Raw genomic sequence first — 25,814 nt, forward strand, 5'->3', positions numbered from 1 at the left:
CCAACCTTCAATCGCACCTTACTGGAATTGAAATAAAATTATCGGGTTCGAAATGCCGTGAATAAGTAATAAATGCAACTTTCTTGCAAAATAATAATTTACTCTTGTAGGTGCCAAACAATCTTGCCCGCGCTAATTAACATTATAAAAAAGAGTGTCTTTACAAATTGAAACCATTTAATTATCTAATAATACACATTGACTATGAACGTATGATCCAGCTAAAATAAAGTATTTATTAAAATCCTCAATCGGTGAGATAGCGCTGCAATTGAAATATTTCTCACATCCGTCAATAGTTTTTAGAATTACTTGATATTCCCGATCATTTGTTGGGTCTAAGAATCCACAGTCTTCAAAGTTAAGCCCTTCGATTATAATAGGTTCTATAACGATTTGATCTTCTCCTTCACATTTTTCAAATTCAAAGCTAGGATCACATCCTCCCCTGACTAGCCAAATGAAAAGCAACGAAAAGGTAATTCTGAATTTTGTCTACATGATTATGTAGTTAAAATATGTAATCCAACTGAGATTATCGCTAATTTGCGATGAATTTGATTTTTAATCCGCTGATTTGCTGTGCATATCCTAAAATTAAATCAATTTTTTGGAAGTATTAAGTGATTAGGAGTACTTTTTCAGGCTAGATTACCCGCTCTTGGAGTCTCAATACCTATTACGGAAACAAACGCAAGCTCAGATCCAACAATTTGTAATCTTCATTCTCTTTTCTCCTAATCTTTCAGTAGTTAGATTGTCGGATTGAAAATTCGATGATTGAAGTACGGGATTTCTACTTTTGACTTTGCTACAGGACGCTCCTTGGAAAAGAAACATAATAAAAACCAGGAAATATTTTTTAAAGGAAATTGGATATACTGAATATTATTTCTTCATTTATAGAAATGTGAACTTTGTTTACAGTAATGGGGGTTAAGTCCCAAGACTTGAAGTAAAAGTTGTCAAAATCACCCCAACCCTAAATCAAGTGCGAAACCTCCTCCGGGAGGTTTTATTTTTTCAGATTGTTAAGAAAATTGGTCAATGCAACTTTCCAATCCGAGTCGCCATCCCACTCCGGACCGATATACAACTCATCTCTTACGATCAATTTAATGTAGTATTTTACCACTGTTTTTGCCCCTTCTTCACCTTGGATTGGCTCCAGCCCCATGCTTTGCATGAGATCTGCTTGCCTACCCTCGACTCGAACCAATAAAAACTGGACTCGGTCTCTGACCAACTCTTCATTTGTTTTTGCTTCAGTCAGCCATTCAATTTGATGAGGGTATAGGCTCTCGAAGATTCCCTGAATTTGGGATTTTTGAGCGGCTTGTTCTGCGAGGATTGCTTCTTGGGATTTGCCTAGCAGATCATATCTGAAATAACTCAGCGCACCTGTCTCCGCAGAAGATCCCTCTAGGGGAATACCCAGCTTGAATACCTCCAAATTGAGCGGATTTCTTGGAATAAATTTTTGCTCGGACTGTGCAGTCTCTTGATTGCTGATTTGAGGAAATTCCGCCACATCAATCACGAGTAAATTTTTAGATCTTTTGGATTTCCCTGAAGCTGCCAAAATTCCGCCTGCCTCATTCCAATCCTTTCCAGTGACTCCATACAGCGAAGTTGAGTTGATGATTTTGCCATCTCCGCTGAAAATTCCCACGTGAATACTTAGACTTTCTTTTTTTCTGGAAACCAGAATGATGTTTTTTACCCCTCGCATTAAAAATGACTTCGCAAAATCGGCCTGCCTGGCCTCGGATAAAATTACCTGCTCCAATTCAAAATAGCCTATCGGATCCGCTCCCGCCTCCACTAAATGAACGTGTACACTGTCAGCCAATTGCTGCCAACTCAAAACGGGTCTCGCGCTCGGGTCTGTGGAAATCATAACCACAGATTTGCCGTCAAAAAAACTCTCCGGAAGCCCTCCCTGGGCGAAGACATGATTAAAAAAGCTAAAAAAAAGGAGCGCAGAGCAGATATATTTCATCAATTTCAATAGTGGTGACGGTAAGGCTAGTATTTTTACGAATATACATAACGATTTATGGATCACCAGACACATTTTCCCTTGAAAAAAATCTCTCTATTCCTCATTTTCTCTATTTTTTCGTCCCTATCATTTTCACAAAACATTGATTCAGAAAAGCTTTTAACACACATCGAATTTCTTTCTTCGGATGAATTGGCCGGAAGAAAGCCATTGAGTCAGGGAAGTTTTGCTGCCAGAAAGTATATCCTTGATGAACTGACATCTTACCCTACCGTCGAGGCACTTTACCCCGATTTCATTCAACTCTTTTCATTCCTGAGCGGAAGAGATCTGAAAAAATACGAAGACGCAGCAAATCTGGTCGGGTTCATACCCGGAAGCAGATCCAGAAAAGTAATCGTAGTGACAGCCCACTATGACCATGTGGGTACCGGAAGACCAAACGCTGCCGGAGACTCAATTTTTAACGGTGCAGATGACAATGCTTCCGGCACGGCAGCATTGCTTACTTTGGCTGAATATTTTTCAAAGAACAGACCAATCCACAGCATGATGTTTGTTGCTTTGGATGCGGAAGAAATGGGCCTGCGTGGCGCTAAAGCGCTGGTCAATGACTTTCCTTATCCTTTGGAGCAAATCCTACTCAATGTCAACATGGATATGCTATCGCGAAGTGATAAAAATGAACTTTATGCTTCCGGTACTTCTCACAATCCTCAGTTTAGACCAATCCTTGAAAAGGTAGCAGCAGGATCAAATCCCAAATTACTGTTAGGACACGATACGCCGGGAAGTGGACGGGAAGATTGGACCAAATCCTCTGATCATGGCGCTTTTTTTGACAAAAAGGTCCCGCACCTTTATTTTGGGGTGGAGGATCATGAGGATTATCACAAGCCGTCTGATGAATTTAAAAACATACAACCGGAGTTTTATGTCAACGCAGTCAATCTGACTCTAAGGTGTATTCTAGCCCTTGATTCAGAGCTTTATAATGAAAAAGAAGATTAACTTGGAATATATCGCTCATTAATCCCGGCTTAAATTTTTACTTGTTTTGGCAAAAAATGATCTGATCGCAAAATTTTTAATCTGGAGACTCCGTCACCTGAGCAATCAGGCATTCATTCTGATACTGAGTGGTTTGATCGGTATTTTTTCAGGCCTTGCAGCCGTCATTCTGACTACATCTGTTCATGCCATTCAAAAGTTCCTTACCGACGATTTTTATAAAGAATACGCCAATTTCATGTACATCATCTATCCCCTGGTCGGGATCTCGGCGGCGTATCTTATTGGAAAGTTTGTACTGAAAGATATCGGAGGACACGGCATCCCGGATGTACTGTTTAATATTTCCAAGAAATCCAGCATCATTCCGAGAGTGAAAATTTATAGCCGAGTCATCACTTCTGCACTGACAGTGGGGTTTGGGGGATCAGTAGGGCTGGAAGCTCCGATGGTAATCACCGGTTCGGCCATTGGTTCAAATGTAGGGCTTCTGATGCACCTCAACCCAAAAAAACGTGCCCTGCTGATTGGCTGTGGTGCCGCGGGGGCGATTTCTGCCATATTCGGTGCCCCTATTGGTGCCGTAATTTTTGCCATTGAAGTAATCTTGTTGGAAATCAGCACGGCAAGCTTTATCCCACTGCTGATCGCCTCCGTGATGGGTTCGATTACTTCCATGATTTTGATCGGTGATGAGTCGTTATTCAATTTCGATCTGAAGGAAACCTTCGTAGCGGCACATATGCCCTATTACCTTTTGCTGGGGATCATCTGCGGGTTGGTATCACTCTATTTTAGCAGAATGGTAAGAGCGACCGAAAAGATCATGGATGACATTGGTGACCAGTGGATGCGTATTATGTATGGGGGAGCTTTTTTGGGGATTGTTGTGTTCATTTTTCCTCCGATCTATGGGGAGGGCTATAGTACATTGAACACCCTGATTGATGGGAATTCCAGTCAGATTTTGGATAAAAGTCCGTTTTTTTCCTCCATCGAAAACCCAATTATGATTATTGTCTTTCTGACTTTAATCGTATTAGTCAAGCCAATAGCCACTGCTGTGACCATCGGCTCCGGGGGGAGCGGGGGAATTTTTGCACCATCCCTCTATGTAGGCGGAATTGTCGGCTTTCTGTTTGCCTATTCCCAAAATATGCTTGGCTTCCATACTCCATTGCCCATGGGGCATTTTACCCTGGTCGCGATGTGTGGTCTCATGGCTGGAGTTCAGCATTCGCCATTGTCTGCGATATTCTTAATTGCCGAGATTACGGGAGGATATGAGCTTTTTGTTCCGCTTATGTTTGTCTCCGCAATCGCTTACACCACCACTACTTATTTTCAAAAAGACAGCTTATACAAACTCCAACTCAAAGATCAAGGTAAGCTGCTTCCTGAAACCAAGGATCAGGAGCTCTTGGACACCATTGACATTTCCCACGTCATTGAGCGGGACCTGCTCCCGATCCATCCTAACTCCCAGCTGAAAAACCTCATCGAACTGGTAAAAATCTCCAAGCGGAATATCTTCCCTGTGGTGGATGAAAATGACCTTTTGAGAGGGATCATCACCTTAGATGACTTCAGAGACATCATGTTTGACCTTGAAAAACAAGAGACCGTGTTAGTTAAGCAGCTTATGCAAAGTCCTCCTGAAATCCTATTGGTTACTGAAAATATGCAATCTGCCATGGAAAAATTTGAAAGATCCGGAGCCTGGAATCTGCCTGTAGTGGAAAATGGAAGGTACCTTGGTTTCGTCTCAAAGTCTAGAATTTTCAATACTTACCGCAAAAGACTGATCCGTCAAAAGCAGGATTAATCTGAATTTAGAATAAAATTTGGCCTTTTGATTTATCCACGGACTTGCCCTTTTTTTGCCCTGATTTTCTTGGAGTTACCTTTTATTATCCACAAAATTTGCTTTTCCGATAGTCTTTTATAATATTGATTTTCAATTATTTATGTATTACTGATCCGTAAGTGTGGATAAATAATCGGAATTGTGGATAAATTTTCCTTGTGTTTTTTAATGTTGAAATACAGCTTCCGAAGGGCATTTTTTGGGAATGAGACTTGAAGAATCTCCGGAACTGATTCCCAAATCCCAATGCCAAATTTTAAAACAAAATTTGGCATTCAAAAAGTCAACCTTGTATCCACTCTATCTTTAATTAAAAACCAAATTGATTCGTAAGTCAAGAAATTGGAAAATTCAAATTTTAACAGGAATAATACAAAATCAGGATCCGAATCCAACAGGATCCAGGTTATTCATTTGTCTGAGAATCCAGGACTGTCTTCCTCGGATATATGCCGTCGGATTTGATGGCTTCCATCTTCGGGGATTGGGCAAAACTGCTGCGATCATTGCCGCCTGACTTCTGTTTAATTCCAAGGCCGGCCTTTTGTAATAAGTCTGGGCCGCAGCCTCCACTCCATAGACTCCATCACCCATTTCGATCACATTCAGATACACTTCGATAATCCGTTCCTTGGACCAGATCAACTCGACCAATACTGTAAAATACGCCTCGAGACCCTTTCTGATATAACTACGACTTGGCCATAGAAACACATTCTTGACTGTCTGTTGGGTGATCGTACTGGCCCCCTTGATTCGCTTTCCTTTCTTGTTGTTTTCCCAGGCTTTTTTCATTGCTTCTACGTCAAAGCCATGATGATCCAAAAACTTCTGATCTTCCGCCGCAATGACTGCCTGTGGGGCATTTTTGGAAATCTTGGAAATTGAAACCCAGTCCTTGTAGAGCCTGACATCTTTTTCCGGATCAAAGGCCTGTTCAAAAACCCGAATCACCATCAAAGGAGTGATCGGAACAGGTACAAAACGATAAATAATTACCAGACCAACGGAAACTCCAAAAAACCAAAGGGCCGATTTCCAAGTCAATCTCCAAATCCAGCGAATTATCTTCATGCTTTTCTATGCCTTTGCTTTTGCCTGCACAAATTGGTAGAAAAAAACTGCATTTTCATCAGCAAGGATTCGATCCAGATCATTTTCCATCAGATCAATGTCACTTTGAGAAACAGATCCTGCCTCCAACAGTCCAGGTGCACCGCTTTTCATCAGAATTTTCCAAAACTCAATGAATCGCTTCAGCTCATCGGGATTACTTTGATCCAGATGAAACCCATTGTGAATCAATTCGATCTCCTTAAATCCTGCCTGAAAAAGCAAATTACCAAGCTGAGCTCCCACATCCGGATTTCCTCCAAAATGCACCTGCTGCTCATTGTATTTCTGATAATAGAATTCCATGGCAGGCGATAGGGGACGACAGTAAAAAGTAGCATTAAAAACTTCTGTGATGTGTATTGAAGCACCGGGAATAAGGTGTTTTTTTACCTGTTGAAGCGCTAAGAGTGGATTGGGTATATGCTCCAGGGCCCAACAAATAAACGCAGAATCAAACCGCTCTGCCAAGCTAAGCTGCTCCACATCCTGAAGCACAAATGTCACTCTATCTGCAAATTCCCTTAAATTATCCTTGGCTTTGAGCAATTGCGTCTCCGAGAAATCGACCGAGGTGATATGCAAATCAGGAAAAAGCCTCAATAAAACACTCGTCTGAGCACCCACCCCGCTGCCTATTTCCAGGAGTTTTCTGCAGCCGGCAAAATTCACCGTCGGATAGATCAAAGGGGCCAAAAAGCCAGCCTGATCGACCAGTCGCTGTTGTTCTTCTGAAGTGAATCCATGCAGGTATTTTATCATAAGGGCCCTTGTTTAAATTGCGAGTTTCGGATTGGTTTTATCTAAGCTCAAACCACCAATGCGGTAAGGTTTTCAAGGAAATCAGGGAATACTGATCCTTTTTAAAATAACGGGGGCAGTGAGTTTGGAAGATACACTTTCCATGAAAAACTTCAAGTCCCCGTAGCTGCTGGATGGGATCAATGGGTTTTTTACTTCCAATCTAGCGGTGATTTTAAAGATCTCCCCAAGATTTTCGGTAGAATAGGAAAACCCGATGGGCGAACCCGGAATGGTGATAGACTCATTGGTAGGGTAGTCATCGAGTTCATACCCTTCTGGAATCACCAGGTTTGCAGTATAAGTTTCGTTAAAAGCATACTCAAAATCTACGGGAAACACCCGAAATTCCTGCGTAAAGGGATTTGTGGCAAACTTCGAAATCTGAAGTGGATTAAAAATAATCAAATCTTCACTCATAGCATTTTTCAAAACCGACTCAAAACTGATGTTATACATATTTTTATCCTCAAGCAGATCATCCACTTTCACGTTTCTGATTTCCAACGCATCATATTTTTCACTGAAAAGCTCCTCCAAGGGCTTGTCATTTTTCTCAAGAATTTCGACGAGATGTGCCGAAGCCAATCCTTCATAAAAATAATTTCGGATAGTATTTTCTATCACCAGATCACCGGTCTCTGTGTCCAGTTTAATATTGGAAAACACTAGTTTATTTGAATTGTGCCGAATGTCGATCGGGATCAGTTTACTCGCATTTTTCTCCAAAAAAAGTCCCCCCTTCACGTGCTTATCCAAATCCACATAGCCAAATGGTGCCAAAGGATCACTTAAATCCAAAAACTGAAGGTTTCCGTCCAGTTTGACCAAAAGCAATATCTCGTCAAACTGATTCAAAAAAGGAAAGGGAACGATATCGCTTCTGCCATGTCCCTTGCTACCTATCAACACGGGGTTACACTCAATCCCCTGAGATTTGAGTATCCCCATGTAGGCAAGCATTAATTCTCCCGGTGCCCCTTTTTTTGATTTAAGCAATTGGGGTAGTGTCTGTTTGGTGTAGATCAGGTCCTCCCCTTCATTGATAAAATTATCTCTGATATAATAGTAGGCGATTTCGGCTTTATCTTTTTGAGAACCTTTGCTCAGGTCCAGTGATAGCACCTCGCGCTCCAGCGGATTTGTGCGGTAAAATCCCCTCACAGAATAATATTCAATCAGTTCATCACCCAGTTTTTCCCAGGTATTCAGGTGGTCTGTCCATTCAGGACCTGAGGTGGTAGCCGCTGTTTGATATCGGGAAAGCTGAAATTCAACCTTATCGACATAATCCTGGTAATTCTTCATATAAGGCTCACCCTTAAGCGAATAAAGATCCCTCAAAGTCCAACTGTAGACTCCATTTCCTTCGCTTTTTTCGGAGCGGTGATAAAAATTTTCACCCTGACCGATCATTTTGTATTCCAACTGAGGAATCATGGTGATCTGATAGTTGGAAAAAAGCACAGGCACGCTTCTCTGGAAAGACCAACCATCCAAAAATTCAATGTTTTTGTCCGCCTTTTTGAATGAAAATTCAAGTATTGAGCCCACTTGGGCATTGGGAAAAGAAATTCTGAACTCCTTGTATCCATTTCCAAGATCTACCTGAAAAATACTTTCCTTGCCCAAAGTGGTCACTTCGGGAACGCCATTGGTGTAAGTAGTAATCTGGGCTTTGATCGCGGAGACTACCTCGACATTGGTACTTCCGGCAAAATAGCCAATGGGGATATCTGCATACTCTTTACCTGCCTCCGTGAGAATTTTTATCCGATAGAAATAATTTGTCTCCAGAATATTGCTGAAAAAGCGAGATTCACCCGAAGCGACTAAAAACACGGCACTGGCACCCGGCTCGTAGCTGATCTCTTTTAAGTCGATTTCATTTTGGGTGAATTCACCCATTTTGGGAGTTTGGGCAAAAAGAACAACTGGCAAGAGCATTGCCAAAAAGAATGCAAATAACTTATTCATAGGCTTGGGGAAAGGGTGCTACTGAGGGTGGATTTGGAAAGAAGGATGGTGCGGTCAAATGCCGTATTGATTTTTCTTAGAAGTTCGGTTTCCTGCTCTTTTTCGAGCTTTTCGGGTAAGTGAATGCTGATTTCACGTCGAACTTTGAGCATTTTCCCCTCCAGGGAAACTGTCAAAATCCCGCTGAGATTATCTTCTTTTAAATTTACCTCCGGAAAATTCCCGTCAGGCTGCCACGCCTCCGGAAGCTCGATTTCATATTGGTCCACTAGCTTCAGGGACTTATTTGCCAAATGATCCGGAGTCAACTTTCCCAGAAAAGATTTCAAAACTACCCGCTTTGCAGTGGCTTGGGTAAATTTCTGAACTACGCCTTCATACGTAATTTCAGATTTTGGCAGGGAATCCAGTTTGAGTATTTCAATCGTGTAATTCCGAACAATCAAACCTGAAATCGCAGAAGTCCTATTGAGAAAGTCTCGCTGTCCGCGCTCATCAAGTTTATTTTTAACCCATAGCATGCTTTCCGAAAAGTTTCCATAAAGCTGCTGGTTGGAAGTGATGGTGGCATTTCCCTGTAGATCAATACTTACTTTGGACTGGGATTGAATCAAGTTCCAACCCTCCGTATTGTAGGCGGGGGTTTTGGTCAGGAATCCTCCTCCTTCTTTAGTCACCAAGACATGTCGATCGCGGGTGAATTCTCCCAAAAAACCGGCTGGAAGTACGTTGGAAGTACATTCCAACCAGATCGGATTCCCATCAGTCGGCACTTGCAGAATTACATGATTGAATTGGGGAGCGGGAAAATCTAGTTCAATTTCTTTTGCATCAGACCCCGCGCGGACTAGGGTATAATTCGACGCGATTCCTACGGTTTCCAGCATAGCCTTCATCAGGTTAGTGAGGGCCTTGCAGTCTCCATAGGCATTATTTACCACATCGGCAGCGGTCATGGTCTGCCATCCACCGATACCGAGCTGAATACTCACATATCTGAAATTCTTTTGCAGGTAGGAATATAGGATTTTGACTTTTTCATAAGGCTCCTCTACCCCTTCTACCATGGCCAGCACTTTGGCTTTGAAATCTTCCGGAAGGACATCCCGCCCTTTGTTCAGCTCATATTGCCATGCAGCCAGTTCAGACCAATCCGTCATTTCTCCCTGGTATTGATCCAGTTTAAATTTGACGGGGGCCAAAACTAATTTGGAATCAGGCCGAATTGCATAGGCTGCCAAGTTTTTTCCAGACCATGTCAGGGTTGTCATTCCATTAGCTACTGTTTCACTTTTTTCACTTGACAGATTTATTTCCTTGTATTTCAGCCCCAATTCCGTTGGGTAGTTTACCGCAAAGCTGGATTGGGTAACCTTCTGATTTGAATGAGGTGTAGGAAGCCATACCGGTAAAAAAAAGTTTGTTTTGGAGGAGACCTCTGATCGGACAGTCACCTCGATCGGATATTTGACCGCAGTGACTTCATAAAACTTATATCGAAAATCTTCGAAAACCGAGAAGCTTGAAATATAGGGTGCATCACCCATGTCTTTTAACCTTGCCCTTTTTAGGGATTTCCCTGTAAGACCGTCCTTTATTTCAAGTTCAAAACTATTGACTTCATTAAGTTGGTCATACCCGAGAATTGTGGTAGCATGCTTAAGTCCGGAAGGCGAGGTAATGAACAGCTTCCGCTCGTCAACAAGTGTATAGGTATAATCGGAATTGATTGTAAGTGTTTGCTTTTGTGTAAGGGTAGAGAAGGAGGAGACTTCCTTTTGGACCGAAGTGGTGTCTTCCGGTAAGTAATTCTCTGTGAATAAAAAGATTGCCAAAAGAACTTTTAGCATGTAGATCTAAGTAAATATCAGTCGAAAATAGAAAATTAGTTTTTGATTTTTAGCTTATTCGTCATATATTTTTTTCACTGATTTTCACTGCCTTTTTTTTGGATTATATCTTCTGAAAACTGAAGCCACTGGGCTGATTTGATTTTGGATTTCCCGAATAATCTCTGCTATTTTGATTTTTTAGCAAATCCAAATTTTACATGACCCCACTCATAATCGGCAGTTTTGAAGACTTTGAAAAACACAGCGGACAGGAGCTTGGAGCATCGGATTTTTTCAAAATCACCCAACCCCAAATCAACCTCTTTGCCGATGCGACCTATGATCATCAGTGGATTCATACAGATCCTGAACGGGCCAAATCTGAGGGGGCCTTTGGGAATACCATTGCCCATGGCTACCTGACCCTAAGTATTGTACCCCATCTTTGGGAGCAGATCGTGCGGGTGGAGAACCTCAAAATGATGATCAATTACGGGATAGAAAACCTGAGATTTGCTCAGGCCGTGACTGTGGAAAGTGAAGTTCGCCTGGTCGCCAAACTCAAAAATGTGGCTAATCTTCGCGGAACAGTCAAAGCGGAAGTAGAAGTAAAACTCGAAATAAAGGACCAAAAAAAACCGGCTTTCACCGGGGTTTTGATTTTCTTATATCACTTTCTCTGATCGGGAAGAAACAATTCAAACTATGTTGTCCTGTCAAATAAACAGGCGGTAAAATATGGCTATTGCTTCTTGAAGAGAAAAGTCTGTCCGGCTTGCTTTAATGTCACCTCGCCTTTTTCCGGGTTAAAGACAAAGACGGCATTTACCGGCTTGAATTCAAAGGTATGGACTGCTGTTGCCTCCAATTCAGTAGCCTGCTGACCGCTTGGCTTAGCTATTAACTTGCTGCCATTCTGTTCAAAAACAAGCCTCAAAGGAATCTGATCGGAGGCATATTCACCAAGGTATTTTTCTAATTCTACTGCACTCAAAACTACAGGCTGGAAGCTTGGAACTTCAAAATCTTTTCCAAAATAGGAATCCATCAAAGCCAGTAGAATGTCATTATTGTTGTAATTCAGCCCGTTGGAAAGTACTGCTACTGTCAGCTTCTCTTCAGGAAAATATCCCAGAAAAGATCTAAACCCATCGATTCCGCCGGTGTGTCCAAAGCCTTTTCTTTCGTAGTACGGAAAAGAGAACATTCCTCTTCCAAAGCCCTGATTTATCTCCTTCATTTTCTCAAGACTTTCTTCAGAAATCAACTTACCGGAAAAAAGTGCATTGATAAAAGTGTTCAGATCTTTCACATCAGAGGATATGGCGCCGGCACCAAGTGGAATACTGGGATCAGTTTCGGCCTCTAGGATCCATTTATCCTTGAACGTGTAGGAAAAACTCTCCCCCTTACCCGGATCACTTGCCGTAAAGATGGCGGTACTTTCCAACTTCAAAGGCTTCACCAACTGCTCATCCAAAATTTCCGAAAAGGATTTTTCATAGACCTTTTCCAAAATAAAAGTCAACAGCACAAAATTGGAATTACTGTAATCTGCCTTGGAATCCGGCTCAAAGTCACTTCCTCCATCACTGATGATTTTGACCAAAGCTTCTTCGGATACAGGTTTCGTATGATAGCTCAGGTAGTCCGGATTGTTGGTGAAATTGTGAATCCCACTTCGATGCTGCAGGAGCATGCTGAGTGTAATCTTGTCTGAGTTTTTGATTTGTGGATAAAAATCGGCCAGTTTCTGATCCAGACTTAGCTTTCCGGACTCTTCTGCCTTTAGCACCAAAACCGTGGTAAACATCTTGGAAATCGATCCGATTCGATAGTGGGTTGCTACGGTTGCCTTAATTTTTCTTTCTCTATCAGCGTATCCTAGGGCCCGTTCAAATACGGGCTTCCCGTCTGATGCCAACAGCACAGTCCCCATGAATTTATCATGGATTTCCAAAGAATCCAGAAACTGGTTGAGCTTGGTGTAATCCTGAGCCTGTGCAAGAAAAGAATTAACAGCAAAGGCAAGGAAAAATAGAAATGCTGAAAATCGTAGCTTCATTTTGTTAGTTAGTTAAGTAAAAAAACCTTCCCTAAAGGTGGGAAGGTTTATGTATTAATCCAATCTGTTTCGCTCCTCAGAGCTTCCTGAGTTCGATTTGACACGGAAGCTTTCGCCCTTGGCAAAATTATATCTCAGGGTAAATCTGACTCCCTGGTTGCTTCGATATTGTCGGAAGCTCGTGTCGATATCTGCAAACTGAACATTTGCCCTGATCACCTGCGTACGTAAAAGGTCGGTGCCATTGACAGAGATCGATAATTTATCTTTCATCACAGACTTGGTGATACCTGCATCCACCCATCCAAATCCGGCGATTTCCCCCTGACCCCATATTTGCGGCCCCAGGTACATTGCCATCACTTCGACTTTGTACCCTTTCGGCAAGGAAAAGTTTTGCTGTGTTCTGAACAGGTAGGAAACCTGATCCACATCCAGAAAATCCTCTCCAATCGGCGTTTGGAATTGGTTGTAATTGACCTGAAGCATATTGGAAGTGGTCCACCATTTTTTGATTTCTACTGGCACGATCGCTCGGAAGTTGGCATTTCGGGTTTGCTCAAAATTATCCGTGAAGGTAGTAGTCGTTCGCTCTTCCTGATCCTGAATGAATACCTGCATAAACGCATCTTCGGTCACGCTGTAACCAACTGTAAATTGATAGGCCCCTTTGACCACGTGATTCATTTCAAAGTTGGTCGAATACTGCGGCTTCAGATTGGGATTGCCTGTCTCAGAAGTCAAGGGATCAATGTAATAAACGAATGGGTTTAACAATCGGTAATTCGGCCGCGTGATCCGTCTGTTTGCATTGTACACGATCTGGTAGTTATCACTCACCTTGTGCTGGACAAATAAACTTGGAAAAAAATTTAAGTAATCTTGTTTATTCACTTGATTGAGGGTAACGGAATTTCCTACGATATCCGAATATTCCCCTCTCAGGCCCCCTTGATAGCTAAGCTTCTTGCTGAATGATCCTTTCAGTGAAACATAGGCAGCAAGCACCTGCTCATTGTAGATAAACCGATTGGAATTCGGATCCTGTTCAAAAGGACCTTCATTCTCGGCTCTGCTCAGGTCCAGGTTATTGTCAGACTCTACCCAGCTTCCCTTCAGACCGGTTTCCAATGTTTTCCCGCCTTTCAAGGCTTTGGTGAAATCCACTTTGGCGGTGAAAATAGTGTAATACATGTCATTCAAAGTCCGGATTTTATCTGAGTAGGCTAAGCCCGGATCATTATTCCCCGCCCAATAGCTGTTGTCCAAGAGGGATGAACTTTCACTGTCCATGATGGTAAAATCCAAATCTGCTGAAATTTTACTTCCCAGTGTATCCAGCTTTGCATCGTAATGCAAATTGGTGAAGAGACGATTGCGCTCTCCTTCAGAATCATTGAACGACTCAATGTAATTATTGAAATCCTGTCCCGGATTGGTCACTACCGTTCCGGAGGAATTGGTGGTATTATCGGTGGAAGTAGACGCCTGCACGTTCAAACCAAGATTCTGATTCTTGTTGATCTCATAGTTGGCCGAACCATTAAACGAGGGGGTTTTATACCGGGAAGTTATTCTTGAATCCTGATTGAAATTGGATACCCCTTGCTCAAGGGAGAAATTACGGTTGATCTCAAGATCATTGAATTGCGCAAACTCATTGTAATTGAATGTACCATTGGTGGACCATTTGCCCTTTTTCACATTCAATGTCATCCCGGCAGTAGGAGCAAACTGACCGTTATATTGCCCGCCAACTTGGATATTTCCAAAAACCCCATCCACATTATTTTTTTTCAATTGGATATTGATCACACCCGCAGAACCTTCCGCGTCAAACCGGGAAGAAGGGTTGTTGATTACCTCGATACTTTTGATGTTATCCGCGGACATTGATCTGAGAAAATTCGCCAGATCAGTGGCACTCATGTAGGTAGGCCGATCGTTGATCATGACCGTGGCACCTGTTCTTCCATTAAGGTTGATATTCCCATCCTGATCGACATAGATTCCGGGAGATCTGCCGATCACATCCAGGGCATTTGATCCTTCGGCCATGACAGTACCTTCAATATTGATAATGGTTTTGTCCGGTTCAATGATGATTTCAGGACGGGAGGCTTTAACCGTCACTTCGTCCAATCCGGTCATTTCATCCGAAATTGCCAGTGTGCCAAAGTCTTTGAAAATCCCTGGAACAAGTTCAAAGGGTTCAGAGGAAAAAGAAACATAACCAATAGAAGATATCACAAGCTTCACTTTGGCTGTTTTGGTGGATTCTATCAGGAAGTCTCCATTTTCATCGGAAACCGCACCGTCTACCAGTCCGCCATCCAGGAGAATCAGGGCAACATTGGCGTAGGGAACAGGCTCTCCTGTTTGATTGGTGATTTTACCGGAGATTTTTGCCACTTCTTTTGGAGTGGCGGCCAGATTACTTATTCCCAAGAAATAAATAAACATGGATAGAAAAAGAAAGTTGGTAGTTTGCATAATAATAGATTGGCTCAACTAATTGGATATGCCAAGTCAATAGGAAAATGAAGTGCCAAGGGGAAAAAAGGCTTAAAAATCGCTAAAAAAGGCATTTTCTTATCCCAATCGAAAAGTTGCTGTCTCATTAACGTACAGTATTTTATTCGGTTTAGGACAAAAAAATCCCCGAACATCAGCCCGGGGATCAACTAATTTCGATAAGTAGCTATTACTTGGCAACTGCAAATCGCTTGCTAACCTCGTCCCAATTTACCACATTCCAAAAAGCAGAGATATAATCCGGTCTTCTGTTTTGGTAGTGCAAATAATAAGCATGCTCCCATACGTCAAGTCCTAAGATTGGAGTACCTGGGCATTCGGAAACATCCATCAGTGGGTTATCCTGATTTGGTGAAGAGCAAACACAAAGTTCTTTTTTGGTGTCGACACAAAGCCATGCCCAGCCTGAACCGAATCTGGTCGCAGCAGCTTTGTTGAAAGTTTCTTTGAAAGCATCAAAAGATCCAAATTTGGCATCGATGGCAGCTGCTAGTTCACCAGTAGGTGCACCTCCACCATTTGGGGAAATGACTTGCCAAAAAAGACTGTGGTTCCAGTGACCTCCGCCATTGTTTCTTACTGCCGCATTGGAGCCAGCTACTTTCATCAAATCCTCCAGGGATTTTCCTTCCAGGTCAGTACCCGCAATGGCATTGTTCAAATTGGTGACGTAAGCATTGTGGTGCTTTCCGTGGTGGATTTCCATCGTTTTTGCATCGATGTGCGGCTCTAGCGCATTAAAATCATAAGGTAGAGCAGGAAGTGTAAAAGCCATATTTCGTAGATTTTGAGTTAAAGAATTTTATTTATGAGTTATTAAACTACGATTTAGCAACCTAAGCTGGGTAAAAAAGGTTCTCAAAAGCCAAAAAAAGCCTTACTCCCGTAGTTTTTTGAAAAAATCAAGAACCAGTTTTTCAGATTCCTCGATCAAAATTCCTGAAAAAACCTGAGTCTTGGGATGAAGCATGCTTGGATTGCTTTGTCTGAAGCCCCTTTTGAGATCCGAAGCTCCAAAATACACTTCACTGATCTGGGACCAGTAGAGTGCCCCTGCACACATTGCACAAGGCTCGAGCGTGACATACAGTCTGCAATCTGTCAAATATTTAGCCCCCAACGTATTCGCTGCCGCGGTAATCGCCAGCATTTCGGCATGGGCGGTGACATCATTGAGTCGCTCGGTTTGATTGTATGCTCTTCCGATGATTCTATTTTTGGATACGACGACGGCACCCACAGGAATTTCACCTTCCTCAAAAGCGATTTTGGCTTGTTTCAAAGCCTCATTCATGAAATACTCGTGGCTGTAGAGCTCCAAGGTTTTGAATTTATTGGAAGAACGCTATGATTTCATCCCTAACACCTTTGTTTATGATGATTGCCAAAATCAAAGAAATAACCAACCCAATCAGTGCTTTAAAGAAGTCTTTTCTTCCTAACCTAAATGCTCTAACTAACCATGCATTACGTTTTTTAGCTTTACCATGCTTTCCTAGCGCTATCGCAAGTTCACGACCAGCCAACAATCCAATAAAGACCCAAGTGGTACTCATGGGTACGTTATTGTACATTTTGAAATAGAACAAAATGACCGCATAAACCAAATCCACTATAGTGGCGGCCCTAACATCTGTGACATTCGATTTTTCATCCACAATCACCTGAATCTTGTCCCCTTTCATATAGAACAGGAAACCAAGACCTATAAAAACAAATCCGGCATAAACCATAAACTCAACCACGTCTAGCTGCCGGGGAAGGAATACGGCGATATTGGCTGCATCCTGCATGATCCAGACAGACCAAAGCACCCCGGAAGTGATCCACTGCAAGTAAATCCAGTAAGAGGCCGCCTGCCCCTTGAGGTAATTTTTTACAAATCGCTCCAGCAAAAACCAAACAACCATCGCCAGACCAAAAGCAAGGATATAACCCACAAAGCTCTTTAACATCACATCTACGATAGTCCCAGCCTTGTAAGTGAACACATTCAGCAGTAAAAAAGTAGTCGAAACGGGCATCCGAAGCCGTGTCATCACCAATAATACGATCGGTGCTGCGAGCTGAAGAAACACAAAGCTTTCAGGTGCCTTTTCCAATCCTGGCACGCTCAAGCGTTGATAGGTCACGTCTCCCGCGTAATAAAACCAGCTGTAACTTATCGTCCCCAACCAAATCAAGCCCATAAAAAGCCAGAGTACATACCATGGCTTTTTATTGTTGGAGGCGATAAAGGTACCGATGGTCTGAATACTATCATTGGCAATGGCCGAATATGCTGCCAAGGCAAAACCAAACCACATCGCGGCATAAGTATAGGGAGTAATCAACCCTGCGATGGAGATGAGAATGCAAACGGTAATTAAAAAGGGACGCTCACTTTTGGTGAAATCAAACAGGGAATAAGTCTTTTTGGAGAGCTTTTCCTGATTGATATTTTGATCAATTGGTTTTTTCAGGGCCATGATAAGGCAGATGGGAGAGTGGATGCAAAAGTAAATAAGATTATCGCTTTCAATGTTAATTAATTGTTAACTAAGCCAAAATCCATTTTTGCCAGGTACTTTTCAGCAAACTATTGGTAAAAAAATTCCAACTTTGGTGGCTATTGACAAGTTTAATTTGATTTTTATAAAAGAATACCTTTCAATCATTGAACTCATAAAACTTTGAATTAGTCCTTTGAAAAAGGGCTGCGGCTAAAAATTGAATGGAAGAACTTGTAAGGGAAAAGACTACAGGAGATAAAATCAGAAATTATCTGATCGTGAGTTTCTCCCTCTTGCTGTTCATTTTTGCAATCGACCTGCTCACTGTAACCTTGGGCCGACTCAACAATGATGTGGCTAAGGACATCATCCAAGCGACAAGGAATCCTTTCATCAGTCTTTTTGTAGGATTATTGGTCACTGCTTTGATTCAGAGTAGCTCCACTGTGACTGCTAGTATTGTGGCGATTGTCGCTTCAGGCAATATGACCCTACAGCAGGCCGTGCCCATGGTATTGGGGGCAAATATTGGTACAACCCTGACCTCAACCTTGGTTTCTTTCACTTTTATCACAAAGAAGAAAGAATTCAAACGGGCACTTTCATCGGGGATTTCACATGATATGTTCAATATCCTGAATGTAATCATTCTATTTCCCCTAGAACTTTCCTTCAATTTTTTGTCTAAAACGGCGGCAAAGCTTGCCACCTACTTCGTCTCTGATGAAGAGGTTTCGGGTACCTTTGAGTACAATCGGATCTTTACCCGAGGAGCAACTGAATGGATAGTAGAAAATATCAATATTCCTTTTCTATCTACTATTCTCGCTATTTTCTTGGTGTTTTTTTCCATCAAAATCATGACTACATCTGTCTATAAAACCTTTGTCCTCGATGCTTTTCAGGATATCAGCAAAGTGATTTTCAAAAATACAGGGATGTCGTTTCTGTATGGAATATTTTTTACAGCCGCTGTTCAATCCAGCACAGTGACCACTTGCCTGGTGGTGCCTCTGGTAGCCAATCGAAGGGTAAGCCTTGCCAAATCTTTTCCTTTCATCATCGGTGCCAATATCGGAACTACCATCACGGCGATCATCGCATCCATGTATAAGACGGAGGCTGCAATCGCTTTGGCCATTGCACACGTATTATTTAATTCGATTGGAGCTTTAATCTTTTTGCCGTTCCCGGAAGTCCGACAGATTCCAATCAAACTGGCAGAATTTATGGGAAAAACTTCCGTAAGGAATCGTTTTTTTGGATTCGCCTACATCCTGCTGACTTTCTTTATAATTCCTTTTTTACTCATCTATTTTGGCACAGATTAATACCGCTCAGCTGATCGATAAGCATCCATGATCGCTTTGGCGGAGCTGGTTCCGATCCGATCTGCACCGGCTCTGATGAGTTCGAGTGCAAAATCCAGGGATTTTATACCTCCACTAGCCTTGATCCCTATGGTGGACAAAAGTATCTCCCGCATCAATCGAATATCTTCTACCCTTGCGCCTGAGGCGGCATAACCTGTGGAAGTTTTGACAAAATCTGCACCTGCATCCTGACAGATCAGACAGGCCTCACGAAGCTGCTCTGGCGTCAGGTAGGCCGTTTCGATGATTACTTTGAGCATTCTTTCTTCGGCGTGGCAGATTTTAGCGATTTGCGCAATTTCGATTTTTGGCCAGCTCATCCCGGAATGAAAAGCCGTTTGGGACCAGACCATATCCAGTTCATCCGCACCATTCAGGATTGCTTCTTTGGTCTCGGTGATTTTGGTTGCCGTGTCCTCAAACCCAAAAGGAAACCCTATGACCGTAACTACCTGAATATCCTGCTCTCTAAGTTCTCGCTTGGCTTTCTTCACCCAAAACGGGGGGACACAGACTCCTACAAACTGCTCTTCGATCGCTTCTTTGATTAAAAGATCTACCTCTCGCTCGGTCATTGCAGGCCTCAAAAGGGTTGATTCCAAATACCGGTTTAAATTTTTCATCTGTTTATATAAGTTGATTTTTATTGGTCAGATAGCCTGTCCCGATTTTTCTTCGGGAGAATCTCGCATGGTTTATAATCATCCCAGTGTGTGACGATCTTCGTCATGCTCGATTTCATCTTTTTTTATTCCTCTGTTTTCACAAAATCTTTCAAATACATAAACTCCAGGGTCAAATCCCCATCCCGGGCAACTGTAGCACGCTCCAGTAGGGGAGCATTCTCTTCGAGCAGCGCTGGAATCACCCATTGCTCCAGCATCTGACCAAAAGCACGGGAAGATTCTCTTGGAAGCTCACAAGGAAGATTATCGATAGCCATGACGGAAATGCTAGTCTGACTACCAAAGGCAGGTATTTCAGTCCCGCTTGACCGATCCACATCATAGACCGGTTCTAAAATATTGGAGGCTCTTAGTGTGGTAGGAATTGATCCTCCGACATCACAAGTCACATCAGCGATCACTGTAAGTGAAAAATCAGGAGAATTGATATCTTCTATGCTGAATAATTTTGGAGCAGCAGGATCCCAATAGGCTGCGGCGATGAGCATTTCAGCAGCCTCAGCAAATTTCAAAAAGTGACTTTCATAGTTTTCCGGTTGGGAGTAAAACTCTTCCCGATCATATCCTCCGTCCACCTTCCTTCTGTTGTAATCCGAGGATCTCAAAACAGTGAACACAGGCTCCTCAAAATACAGGTGCAAAAATTCCTGCGCCTCGACTTCCGGAATGCCTAAGGCCTCAAGTATCTCCTTCACGCCGTTTCCAACCCTACCCGAACCTGTAACCACGATTTTAATCGGAGGGAGCTGGACATTTTTCAATTCTCGCTTCAGTTCTTCCAGATCCTTACATTCCAAAGCCCGCTTGATGTCGTAGAGTGCGGTTTTCTTTCCATAGGTCCAAAAGGCATTGTAGGCCCCGACGATTCCGGCCCATCGCCCGAAAGCCACGACACGATTCCCGGCAGTATCTTTCAGAACCTCGTAGTCAATCAACCGAATATTCTTATCCAGAATCGCACGGAGCAATTGCCTGTTGTAGCGTTGTTTTTTTATGGTATGGGAGAAAAAGAAGTAGGTCTTGTTTGGAATCAGCTTTGTCACCGGAACTTCCTTCACTCCAAAAAATACATCCGCATCGGAGATATCTTCTGATACGCTAATGCCAGCTTCCTCATATTCACTATCTGAATAGCTCCGATCCGGGCTGGATTCAACTACAAAGGTCAATTTATCTTGAAAACGAGCACTCAAAATTTTCAATTGATCAGGACTAAAAGGCGCTCTTCGATCTGGGGGATTTTTTCCTTCACGGATTATTCCGATTTTCATAAAAGTTATTGTATATCGGGTTTAGCTATCACAAATGTCAAATATCCTAATGGTCTTCAGTTGGGGACTTTTTTACTTCCTACATTCTGCACTTGCAGCTTCCAAGTTAAAAAGAATTTTGGAGGCAAAATGGCCCAATCACTACAAATGGTATCGGTTGATCTATTCAATTTTCTCCAGCATACTCTTCCTCGGGATTCTGATTCAGGCGATCTACCTTCCATTGGAATACATCTTCTCACCCGGCAGATTTAGCCAATATGCGGGATATATGGTCGCAACAGCAGGTGTCGTTATCATGCTACGCGCAGCCAGGCAAATATCGATGGGTTCTTTTTTTGGGTTTCGACCAGATTCGACAGCTGATTCCAGCTCTGAATTGGTCATCTCGGGCATTTATTCACAAATCCGACATCCTCTATATCTCGGTTTGCTTGGGATTTTCCTGGGCTATTTTTTAGTTGCCGGCACAGTGGGAGCCTTGATCCATTTGGGCTGCCTCATTGCCTATTTACCGATTGGAATTTACTTTGAAGAAAAAAATCTTGTCTCCGTTTTTGGAGAAAGCTACCGAGACTACCAAAAGGAAGTCCCCACTTTCTTCCCAAAATTCCATAAAAAAAGGAGCTGAGCCCCTTTTCTTAATCTATTCCCAGAAAGTCTATATCGAAGAGTAAAATGGAGTTGGGAGGGATTCTACCACCTGCCTCAGTCCTATCTTCGTATCCAAGAGGGGAGGGAATAATTATAATTCCCTTTGTACCTGGGCGAAGTCGGCTAAAACCAATTTCGAAGCCTGGCCTAACTTGTCTAGGGATTGCGCCTAACCTAAAGCTCAAAGGGGAATAAATCCTATTTTCATCAAAAATCTCGTTCTCTTTAGCAATAGTTTCATTGGAGGTGTCAAATACTGACCCATCTTCCATTAAAGAACCGGTATAATCTGTGTAAACAACTGTATTTGAAGTAGGTCTTGTTCCCACACCATCCTCTTGTACAATTATCACTACACCACTCGGGTCATGAATTCGGTACAAGCTATCGATCTGAGCAGTATCTAAGAAAGCGACAATTTTTGCACTGTCTATTTTTAGATTTCCTTCAAAGTCGTAGACAGGTCCCGTATCAAAGGGATTGTTGGGTTCGCAGGCCATCATGGAAAATACACCCAGCAAAACCAATATTGGAAGAAGTCTTTTCATTATTTTTTAGTTTTGAGGGACTTTATCCACTTTAAGCAACTCAATTTCAAATATCAAAGGGGCGTTTGCAGGAACAGGACCATTGGGTTGAGTTCCATAGCCCAACCTTGAAGGCATAATAACTGTCGCTTTTTCTCCCTCTTTCATTAAGCCAATGGCAAACTCAAATCCGACAATGGCAAAGTTGAATCCAGGACGGAATTTCAAAGGTTGATAATTCCGACCACTTGCAAATATTCCATTGTCTCTTGCTACCTGCTCAATGGAAGTATCAAATACTTCATTATTCAATAGCTTACCAACATAATCCACTGTTGCAGTATCTCCTCTTACGATCGATTTTCCGGCTTCATTCACCACTTCCCAAAAGATATACAATCCTTCCTGCTCCTCAGTGTAGTTTTTCAAAGCACCTGTAAACGGATTATCTGCAATGTACTTTTTGATCGCCTCTTTATTTTCTTCAAGAATTACCTCCTGCGTCTGGTCAGGATCAATACAGGATGCCATAGAAAGGGTACCAAGTATTAAGGCTGCAAAAGCAATCAATCGGTAGTTCATAGGGTCTGATTTAGTTTAGGCTATTGTTGAAAACTTATTTCTGAACGTCGGTAACTTCTACGTCAAAGACCAAAATGGAGTTGGCAGGGATCATTGCTCCTGCACCGGCTTCACCATACGCCAATGGAGAAGGGATCAGGAATTTGGCCTTGGAGCCTTTTTTCAAAAGCATCAGACCTTCGTCCCAACCCGGAATTACTTGGCCCATACCCACATTCACAGAGAGGGGCTCGTAAGGTCTTCCTTCCTGAAAGCTATTATTTGCTCTGGCAATCTCTGGCCAAGAGGTATCAAACAAGGTTCCGTCTAGCAGGTAGCCAGCATAGTTGACATACATGGTCGTGCCTGGAGTGGTTGCTTCACCGGTACCTTCCTGCTCGATGACATAGTAAAGTCCATTTTCAGTCTTTTGGACATTTAATCCTTTATCAGCAGCGTAAGCCTCGATAGTTTTGGCTTCTTCCACCAGCAGACTTTTGGCGCGCTCGGCACTTTTCATTTGCTCAGCCATCATGACTTCCTCATAATATGCCTGCATTGCCGAATCTGTCTTCACCTCAAAAGCTCCCAATTTCACCTTTACCACATCCTCTTCTTTCAAAAATGGCGGTTGGTTGCCGTTGAAGATGATTTTGGCAGTAGATTGAAAATTGATGGAGTCACCTTTTTTCAGGTTAAGAAAAATCTCATCCATGCCATTTTGAGGAGTAAGAGAATCATTTGCCATCAAATAGCCTGGAAAAGGCTGATCAATCGTGCTGTAGATTACTGAATCCGAAGCGGTAGTAATCTCCAGGTTGTAAAGTAGAAAATCTCCGTTGGGAGCCTTTTCCGAACCTTCATTGATGTAGGTGTATTCAATCGCATCCTTTTCAGTGACTTTTTTCTTCTGACAGGAAGAAATGGTGCTCGCTCCAAACATCAGAACGAGGATTGCCGCTAGGCTTTTTGTGTTTTGCATAAAGGTTAGGTGAATTTTCTGAGTAATTTTTCTGTGCGCGCCTCAGTGAACAGTTATCGTTTCGGCAGGAAACAATTCGTCTTGACACTTTTCAATGAGGGATTCAAATAGATCAACGGTTTCTTTCAGGCTTAAATCAGATTTTCCTCCAGCGGCATTTTTATGTCCACCTCCGTTGAAGTAGGACGCAGCAAATTTATTAACCGCTACATCGCTGCTGGATCGGAAAGATATTTTTATTCCGTCTTCACGCTCTGAAAACAAGGCTGCAATCTTGATTCCGTCCAAAGATAAGGCATAATTGACCAATCCTTCGGTGTCCCCGGTTTGGCTTTGATATTTTTTAAGATCTTTTTTGCTGATGGCAAAATAGGCAGTATGAAGGTCAACTCTAACGATCAGCCTATGTGTGATCGCAAATCCGATAAATTTCAGTCTATTCACCGAATTAGAGTCATAAATCCAATTGGAAATCTGAGAGCAGTCGGCACCTTTATCTATCAAATCCGCCACAACCAAATGAACGTTCTTTGTGGTATTGGGATGGCGAAATCCTCCCGTATCAGTCATGATTCCGGAATAGAGACATTCCGCAATATCTTTGTCAATGGCGTCCTTGTCTCCCAATTCCACGATCAGCTCATAGACCAATTCACAAGTCGCCGCGGCCTTGGTACTCCAATACCTGAAATCTGCAAAATCCTCCGGGTCCTGATGATGGTCAATGTTGACCACATAAGCTTTGGAGTTTCTGATCAGCTCCCCCAGTTCATTGACTCTGCCCAAGACTGAAAAGTCAAGGCAAAAGATCATTTCTGCTTCCTCAAGTCGGCTTATCGCCAGATCTTTGTCATTGGGATTGCTAAAATCCAGCACAGTTTCATTGCCCTTCATCCAAGTGAGGAAAGAAGGATAATCTGTGGGAGTTACCACGGTGACCGAATGGCCTTTTTTCAACAAGTAATTCGCCAATCCCAAGGATGAACCCAATGCATCGGCATCTGGCTTGACATGGGTCGTGATGAATATTTTCTTGGGTGAGGAAAGTTCTTTCTTAAACGAATCTAAAGCTTCCATTAATATGATTTCAGCAGCACTTCTGGCCTTAGTAAGCTGCAAATGTCTGCAAATTTTCCAGAAATCCCAAAGAACTCATTTGCCTGAAAATTAATCGAATAGCTCAGAAATTCTGAAAGTAGGCAGGAAAATGTAGGGAAAACCGCTATTTTTGCGCCCAAATTAAACCAAGACAAAAGACCCCATGGCAAGTAACAGAACATTCACGATGATCAAGCCGGACGCATTTCTAGCCGGAAACTCAGGCGCTATCCTGAAAATGATCGAGGAGGCCGGCTTCAAAATTGTAGCCATGAAAGCAACCCAACTGACTCCTGAGTTGGCGGGTAAATTCTACGAAGTACATAAGGAAAGACCATTCTATGCAGATCTGTGCAAGTATATGTCTTCAGGACCGATCATTGCGGCCATTTTGGAGAAAGACAATGCAGTGGAAGATTTCCGCACCCTGATCGGTGCAACTAACCCTGCCAATGCAGCGGAAGGTACGATCAGAAAGATTTTTGCAAAGTCAATTGAGGCAAACGCAGTTCACGGATCTGACTCTGATGAGAATGCGGCCATCGAAGGAAACTTCTACTTTTCTCAGTTGGAAAGAGTGCTCTAATCGACCTTTTCCAGATTTTCCAAAAGCTAAAAAAGCGCTCAATCGAGCGCTTTTTCTATGTTTAAACTTTGAATTTTTTGTCTTTTGTGTATCCCTCCGACGAATTGCATCTTGATGCGCTTTGAATTCTGAGCTAAAGTTGCGGGATGAAAAAGACGAGTATAGAAACCTATTATGAGCTGTTTTACAGATGGCAGCGATCCGGATTGAGTAAAGCAGCTTTTGCAAATAAAGAGGGGATTTCAAAAGTGAGTTTTTATGCTTGGTGCAAAAAGTTTGAAACCAAGACCGATTCCCAGGATGCTTCCACCGGTTTTACCAGAATCGAACTGGCTGAGTCCGCTTCTCAGGCAGCGGTGGCCAAGATCAGCTATCCAA

General features: G+C 42.5%; 23 protein-coding genes. 7 read left to right on the top strand and 16 right to left on the bottom strand.

All coding sequences use genetic code 11. The features are described 5' to 3' along the window. Positions 1-1,015: 1,015 nt before the first annotated feature. Positions 1,016-1,900 carry an NTPase gene (locus C4S61_RS20125; RefSeq protein WP_235010130.1) on the bottom strand — a complete coding sequence of 295 codons (885 nt, stop codon included), beginning with the start codon at positions 1,898-1,900 and terminating at the stop codon, positions 1,016-1,018. A gap of 183 nt (positions 1,901-2,083) precedes the next feature. On the opposite strand from C4S61_RS20125, the gene C4S61_RS20130 reads away from it, so the two are divergent. Continuing rightward, the gene (locus C4S61_RS20130; protein ID WP_235010131.1) at positions 2,084-3,016 is read left to right on the top strand and encodes a M28 family peptidase; all 933 of its coding nucleotides are present in this window, start codon (positions 2,084-2,086) and stop codon (positions 3,014-3,016) included. Positions 3,017-3,062: 46 nt separating this feature from the next. Then, on the top strand, positions 3,063-4,841 hold the full coding sequence (locus C4S61_RS20135; RefSeq protein WP_103926586.1) for a chloride channel protein: 1,779 nt from the start codon (positions 3,063-3,065) through the stop codon (positions 4,839-4,841). A 420-nt stretch (positions 4,842-5,261) separates the two neighbouring features. Here C4S61_RS20135 and mtgA read toward each other — a convergent pair whose 3' ends face one another. The 4 genes from mtgA to C4S61_RS20155 all read right to left on the bottom strand — a co-directional run bounded on the left by mtgA (position 5,262) and on the right by C4S61_RS20155 (position 10,624). Beyond that, on the bottom strand, positions 5,262-5,957 hold the full coding sequence (mtgA, locus tag C4S61_RS20140; RefSeq protein ID WP_103926587.1) for a monofunctional biosynthetic peptidoglycan transglycosylase: 696 nt from the start codon (positions 5,955-5,957) through the stop codon (positions 5,262-5,264). A 6-nt stretch (positions 5,958-5,963) separates the two neighbouring features. Continuing rightward, positions 5,964-6,758: a class I SAM-dependent methyltransferase gene (locus tag C4S61_RS20145; RefSeq protein WP_103926588.1), complete on the bottom strand. Its 795-nt coding sequence runs from the start codon at positions 6,756-6,758 to the stop codon at positions 5,964-5,966. Between the two features lie 81 nt (positions 6,759-6,839). Further along, positions 6,840-8,774 carry a DUF3857 domain-containing protein gene (locus tag C4S61_RS20150; protein WP_103926589.1) on the bottom strand — a complete coding sequence of 645 codons (1,935 nt, stop codon included), beginning with the start codon at positions 8,772-8,774 and terminating at the stop codon, positions 6,840-6,842. Continuing rightward, complete coding sequence (locus tag C4S61_RS20155) at positions 8,771-10,624, bottom strand: transglutaminase-like domain-containing protein (protein ID WP_103926590.1); 1,854 nt, start codon at positions 10,622-10,624, stop codon at positions 8,771-8,773. Before C4S61_RS20155 ends, C4S61_RS20150 begins: the two co-directional genes overlap by 4 nt. A 200-nt stretch (positions 10,625-10,824) precedes the next feature. Between C4S61_RS20155 and C4S61_RS20160 the strand changes: the two genes are divergently transcribed. After that, positions 10,825-11,289 carry a MaoC family dehydratase gene (locus tag C4S61_RS20160; RefSeq protein WP_103926591.1) on the top strand — a complete coding sequence of 155 codons (465 nt, stop codon included), beginning with the start codon at positions 10,825-10,827 and terminating at the stop codon, positions 11,287-11,289. A gap of 59 nt (positions 11,290-11,348) precedes the next feature. On the opposite strand, the gene C4S61_RS20165 is transcribed toward C4S61_RS20160, so the two are convergent. From C4S61_RS20165 to C4S61_RS20185, 5 genes are all read right to left on the bottom strand, one after another. Continuing rightward, a complete protein-coding gene (locus C4S61_RS20165; protein ID WP_103926592.1) occupies positions 11,349-12,671 on the bottom strand; it encodes a serine hydrolase domain-containing protein in 1,323 nt (440 codons plus the stop codon). Between the two features lie 54 nt (positions 12,672-12,725). After that, a complete protein-coding gene (locus C4S61_RS20170) occupies positions 12,726-15,164 on the bottom strand; it encodes an outer membrane beta-barrel protein (RefSeq protein ID WP_103926593.1) in 2,439 nt (812 codons plus the stop codon). A 211-nt stretch (positions 15,165-15,375) separates the two neighbouring features. Beyond that, complete coding sequence (locus C4S61_RS20175; protein WP_103926594.1) at positions 15,376-15,981, bottom strand: superoxide dismutase; 606 nt, start codon at positions 15,979-15,981, stop codon at positions 15,376-15,378. A 102-nt stretch (positions 15,982-16,083) separates the two neighbouring features. Next, positions 16,084-16,527, bottom strand: coding sequence for a nucleoside deaminase (locus tag C4S61_RS20180; protein ID WP_200820623.1), 444 nt, complete (start codon positions 16,525-16,527; stop codon positions 16,084-16,086). 10 nt (positions 16,528-16,537) lie between these two features. Continuing rightward, on the bottom strand, positions 16,538-17,668 hold the full coding sequence (locus tag C4S61_RS20185; RefSeq protein WP_103926605.1) for a hypothetical protein: 1,131 nt from the start codon (positions 17,666-17,668) through the stop codon (positions 16,538-16,540). 251 nt (positions 17,669-17,919) lie between these two features. Here C4S61_RS20185 and C4S61_RS20190 point away from each other — a divergent pair, with 251 nt between their 5' ends. Next, a complete protein-coding gene (locus C4S61_RS20190; protein WP_103926596.1) occupies positions 17,920-19,029 on the top strand; it encodes a Na/Pi symporter in 1,110 nt (369 codons plus the stop codon). Here C4S61_RS20190 and deoC read toward each other — a convergent pair. Together deoC and C4S61_RS20200 are read right to left on the bottom strand one after the other, a co-directional pair. After that, positions 19,026-19,694, bottom strand: coding sequence for a deoxyribose-phosphate aldolase (gene deoC, locus C4S61_RS20195; protein ID WP_103926597.1), 669 nt, complete (start codon positions 19,692-19,694; stop codon positions 19,026-19,028). The genes C4S61_RS20190 and deoC overlap by 4 nt on opposite strands. A 125-nt stretch (positions 19,695-19,819) precedes the next feature. After that, on the bottom strand, positions 19,820-21,028 hold the full coding sequence (locus C4S61_RS20200; protein ID WP_103926598.1) for an NAD(P)-dependent oxidoreductase: 1,209 nt from the start codon (positions 21,026-21,028) through the stop codon (positions 19,820-19,822). Between the two features lie 34 nt (positions 21,029-21,062). Between C4S61_RS20200 and C4S61_RS20205 the strand changes: the two genes are divergently transcribed. Beyond that, positions 21,063-21,659 carry a methyltransferase family protein gene (locus C4S61_RS20205; protein ID WP_103926599.1) on the top strand — a complete coding sequence of 199 codons (597 nt, stop codon included), beginning with the start codon at positions 21,063-21,065 and terminating at the stop codon, positions 21,657-21,659. Between the two features lie 10 nt (positions 21,660-21,669). On the opposite strand, the gene C4S61_RS20210 is transcribed toward C4S61_RS20205, so the two are convergent. The 4 genes from C4S61_RS20210 to C4S61_RS20225 are packed head-to-tail and all read right to left on the bottom strand — an operon-like array spanning position 21,670 to position 24,829. Then, positions 21,670-22,230 carry an FKBP-type peptidyl-prolyl cis-trans isomerase gene (locus C4S61_RS20210; RefSeq protein WP_200820624.1) on the bottom strand — a complete coding sequence of 187 codons (561 nt, stop codon included), beginning with the start codon at positions 22,228-22,230 and terminating at the stop codon, positions 21,670-21,672. Between the two features lie 6 nt (positions 22,231-22,236). Continuing rightward, positions 22,237-22,791 (bottom strand): FKBP-type peptidyl-prolyl cis-trans isomerase, encoded by a 555-nt coding sequence (locus C4S61_RS20215; protein ID WP_103926600.1) that lies wholly within the window; start codon positions 22,789-22,791, stop codon positions 22,237-22,239. 34 nt (positions 22,792-22,825) lie between these two features. After that, entirely contained in the window at positions 22,826-23,752 is a 927-nt protein-coding gene (locus C4S61_RS20220; RefSeq protein WP_103926601.1) for an FKBP-type peptidyl-prolyl cis-trans isomerase, read from the bottom strand. Positions 23,753-23,794: 42 nt separating this feature from the next. Continuing rightward, entirely contained in the window at positions 23,795-24,829 is a 1,035-nt protein-coding gene (locus tag C4S61_RS20225) for a DHH family phosphoesterase (protein WP_103926602.1), read from the bottom strand. Positions 24,830-25,013: 184 nt separating this feature from the next. Between C4S61_RS20225 and C4S61_RS20230 the strand changes: the two genes are divergently transcribed. Both C4S61_RS20230 and tnpA read left to right on the top strand, forming a co-directional pair. Further along, positions 25,014-25,436, top strand: a complete 423-nt coding sequence (locus C4S61_RS20230) for a nucleoside-diphosphate kinase (protein WP_103926603.1) — start codon at positions 25,014-25,016, stop codon at positions 25,434-25,436. Positions 25,437-25,582: 146 nt separating this feature from the next. Continuing rightward, positions 25,583-25,814: IS66 family insertion sequence element accessory protein TnpA (gene tnpA / locus C4S61_RS20235; protein ID WP_103926604.1), on the top strand; the 232-nt coding region annotated here is incomplete at its 3' end.

Source organism: Algoriphagus boritolerans DSM 17298 = JCM 18970 (assembly GCF_900108085.1).
GTDB classification, from domain to species: domain Bacteria; phylum Bacteroidota; class Bacteroidia; order Cytophagales; family Cyclobacteriaceae; genus Algoriphagus; species Algoriphagus boritolerans.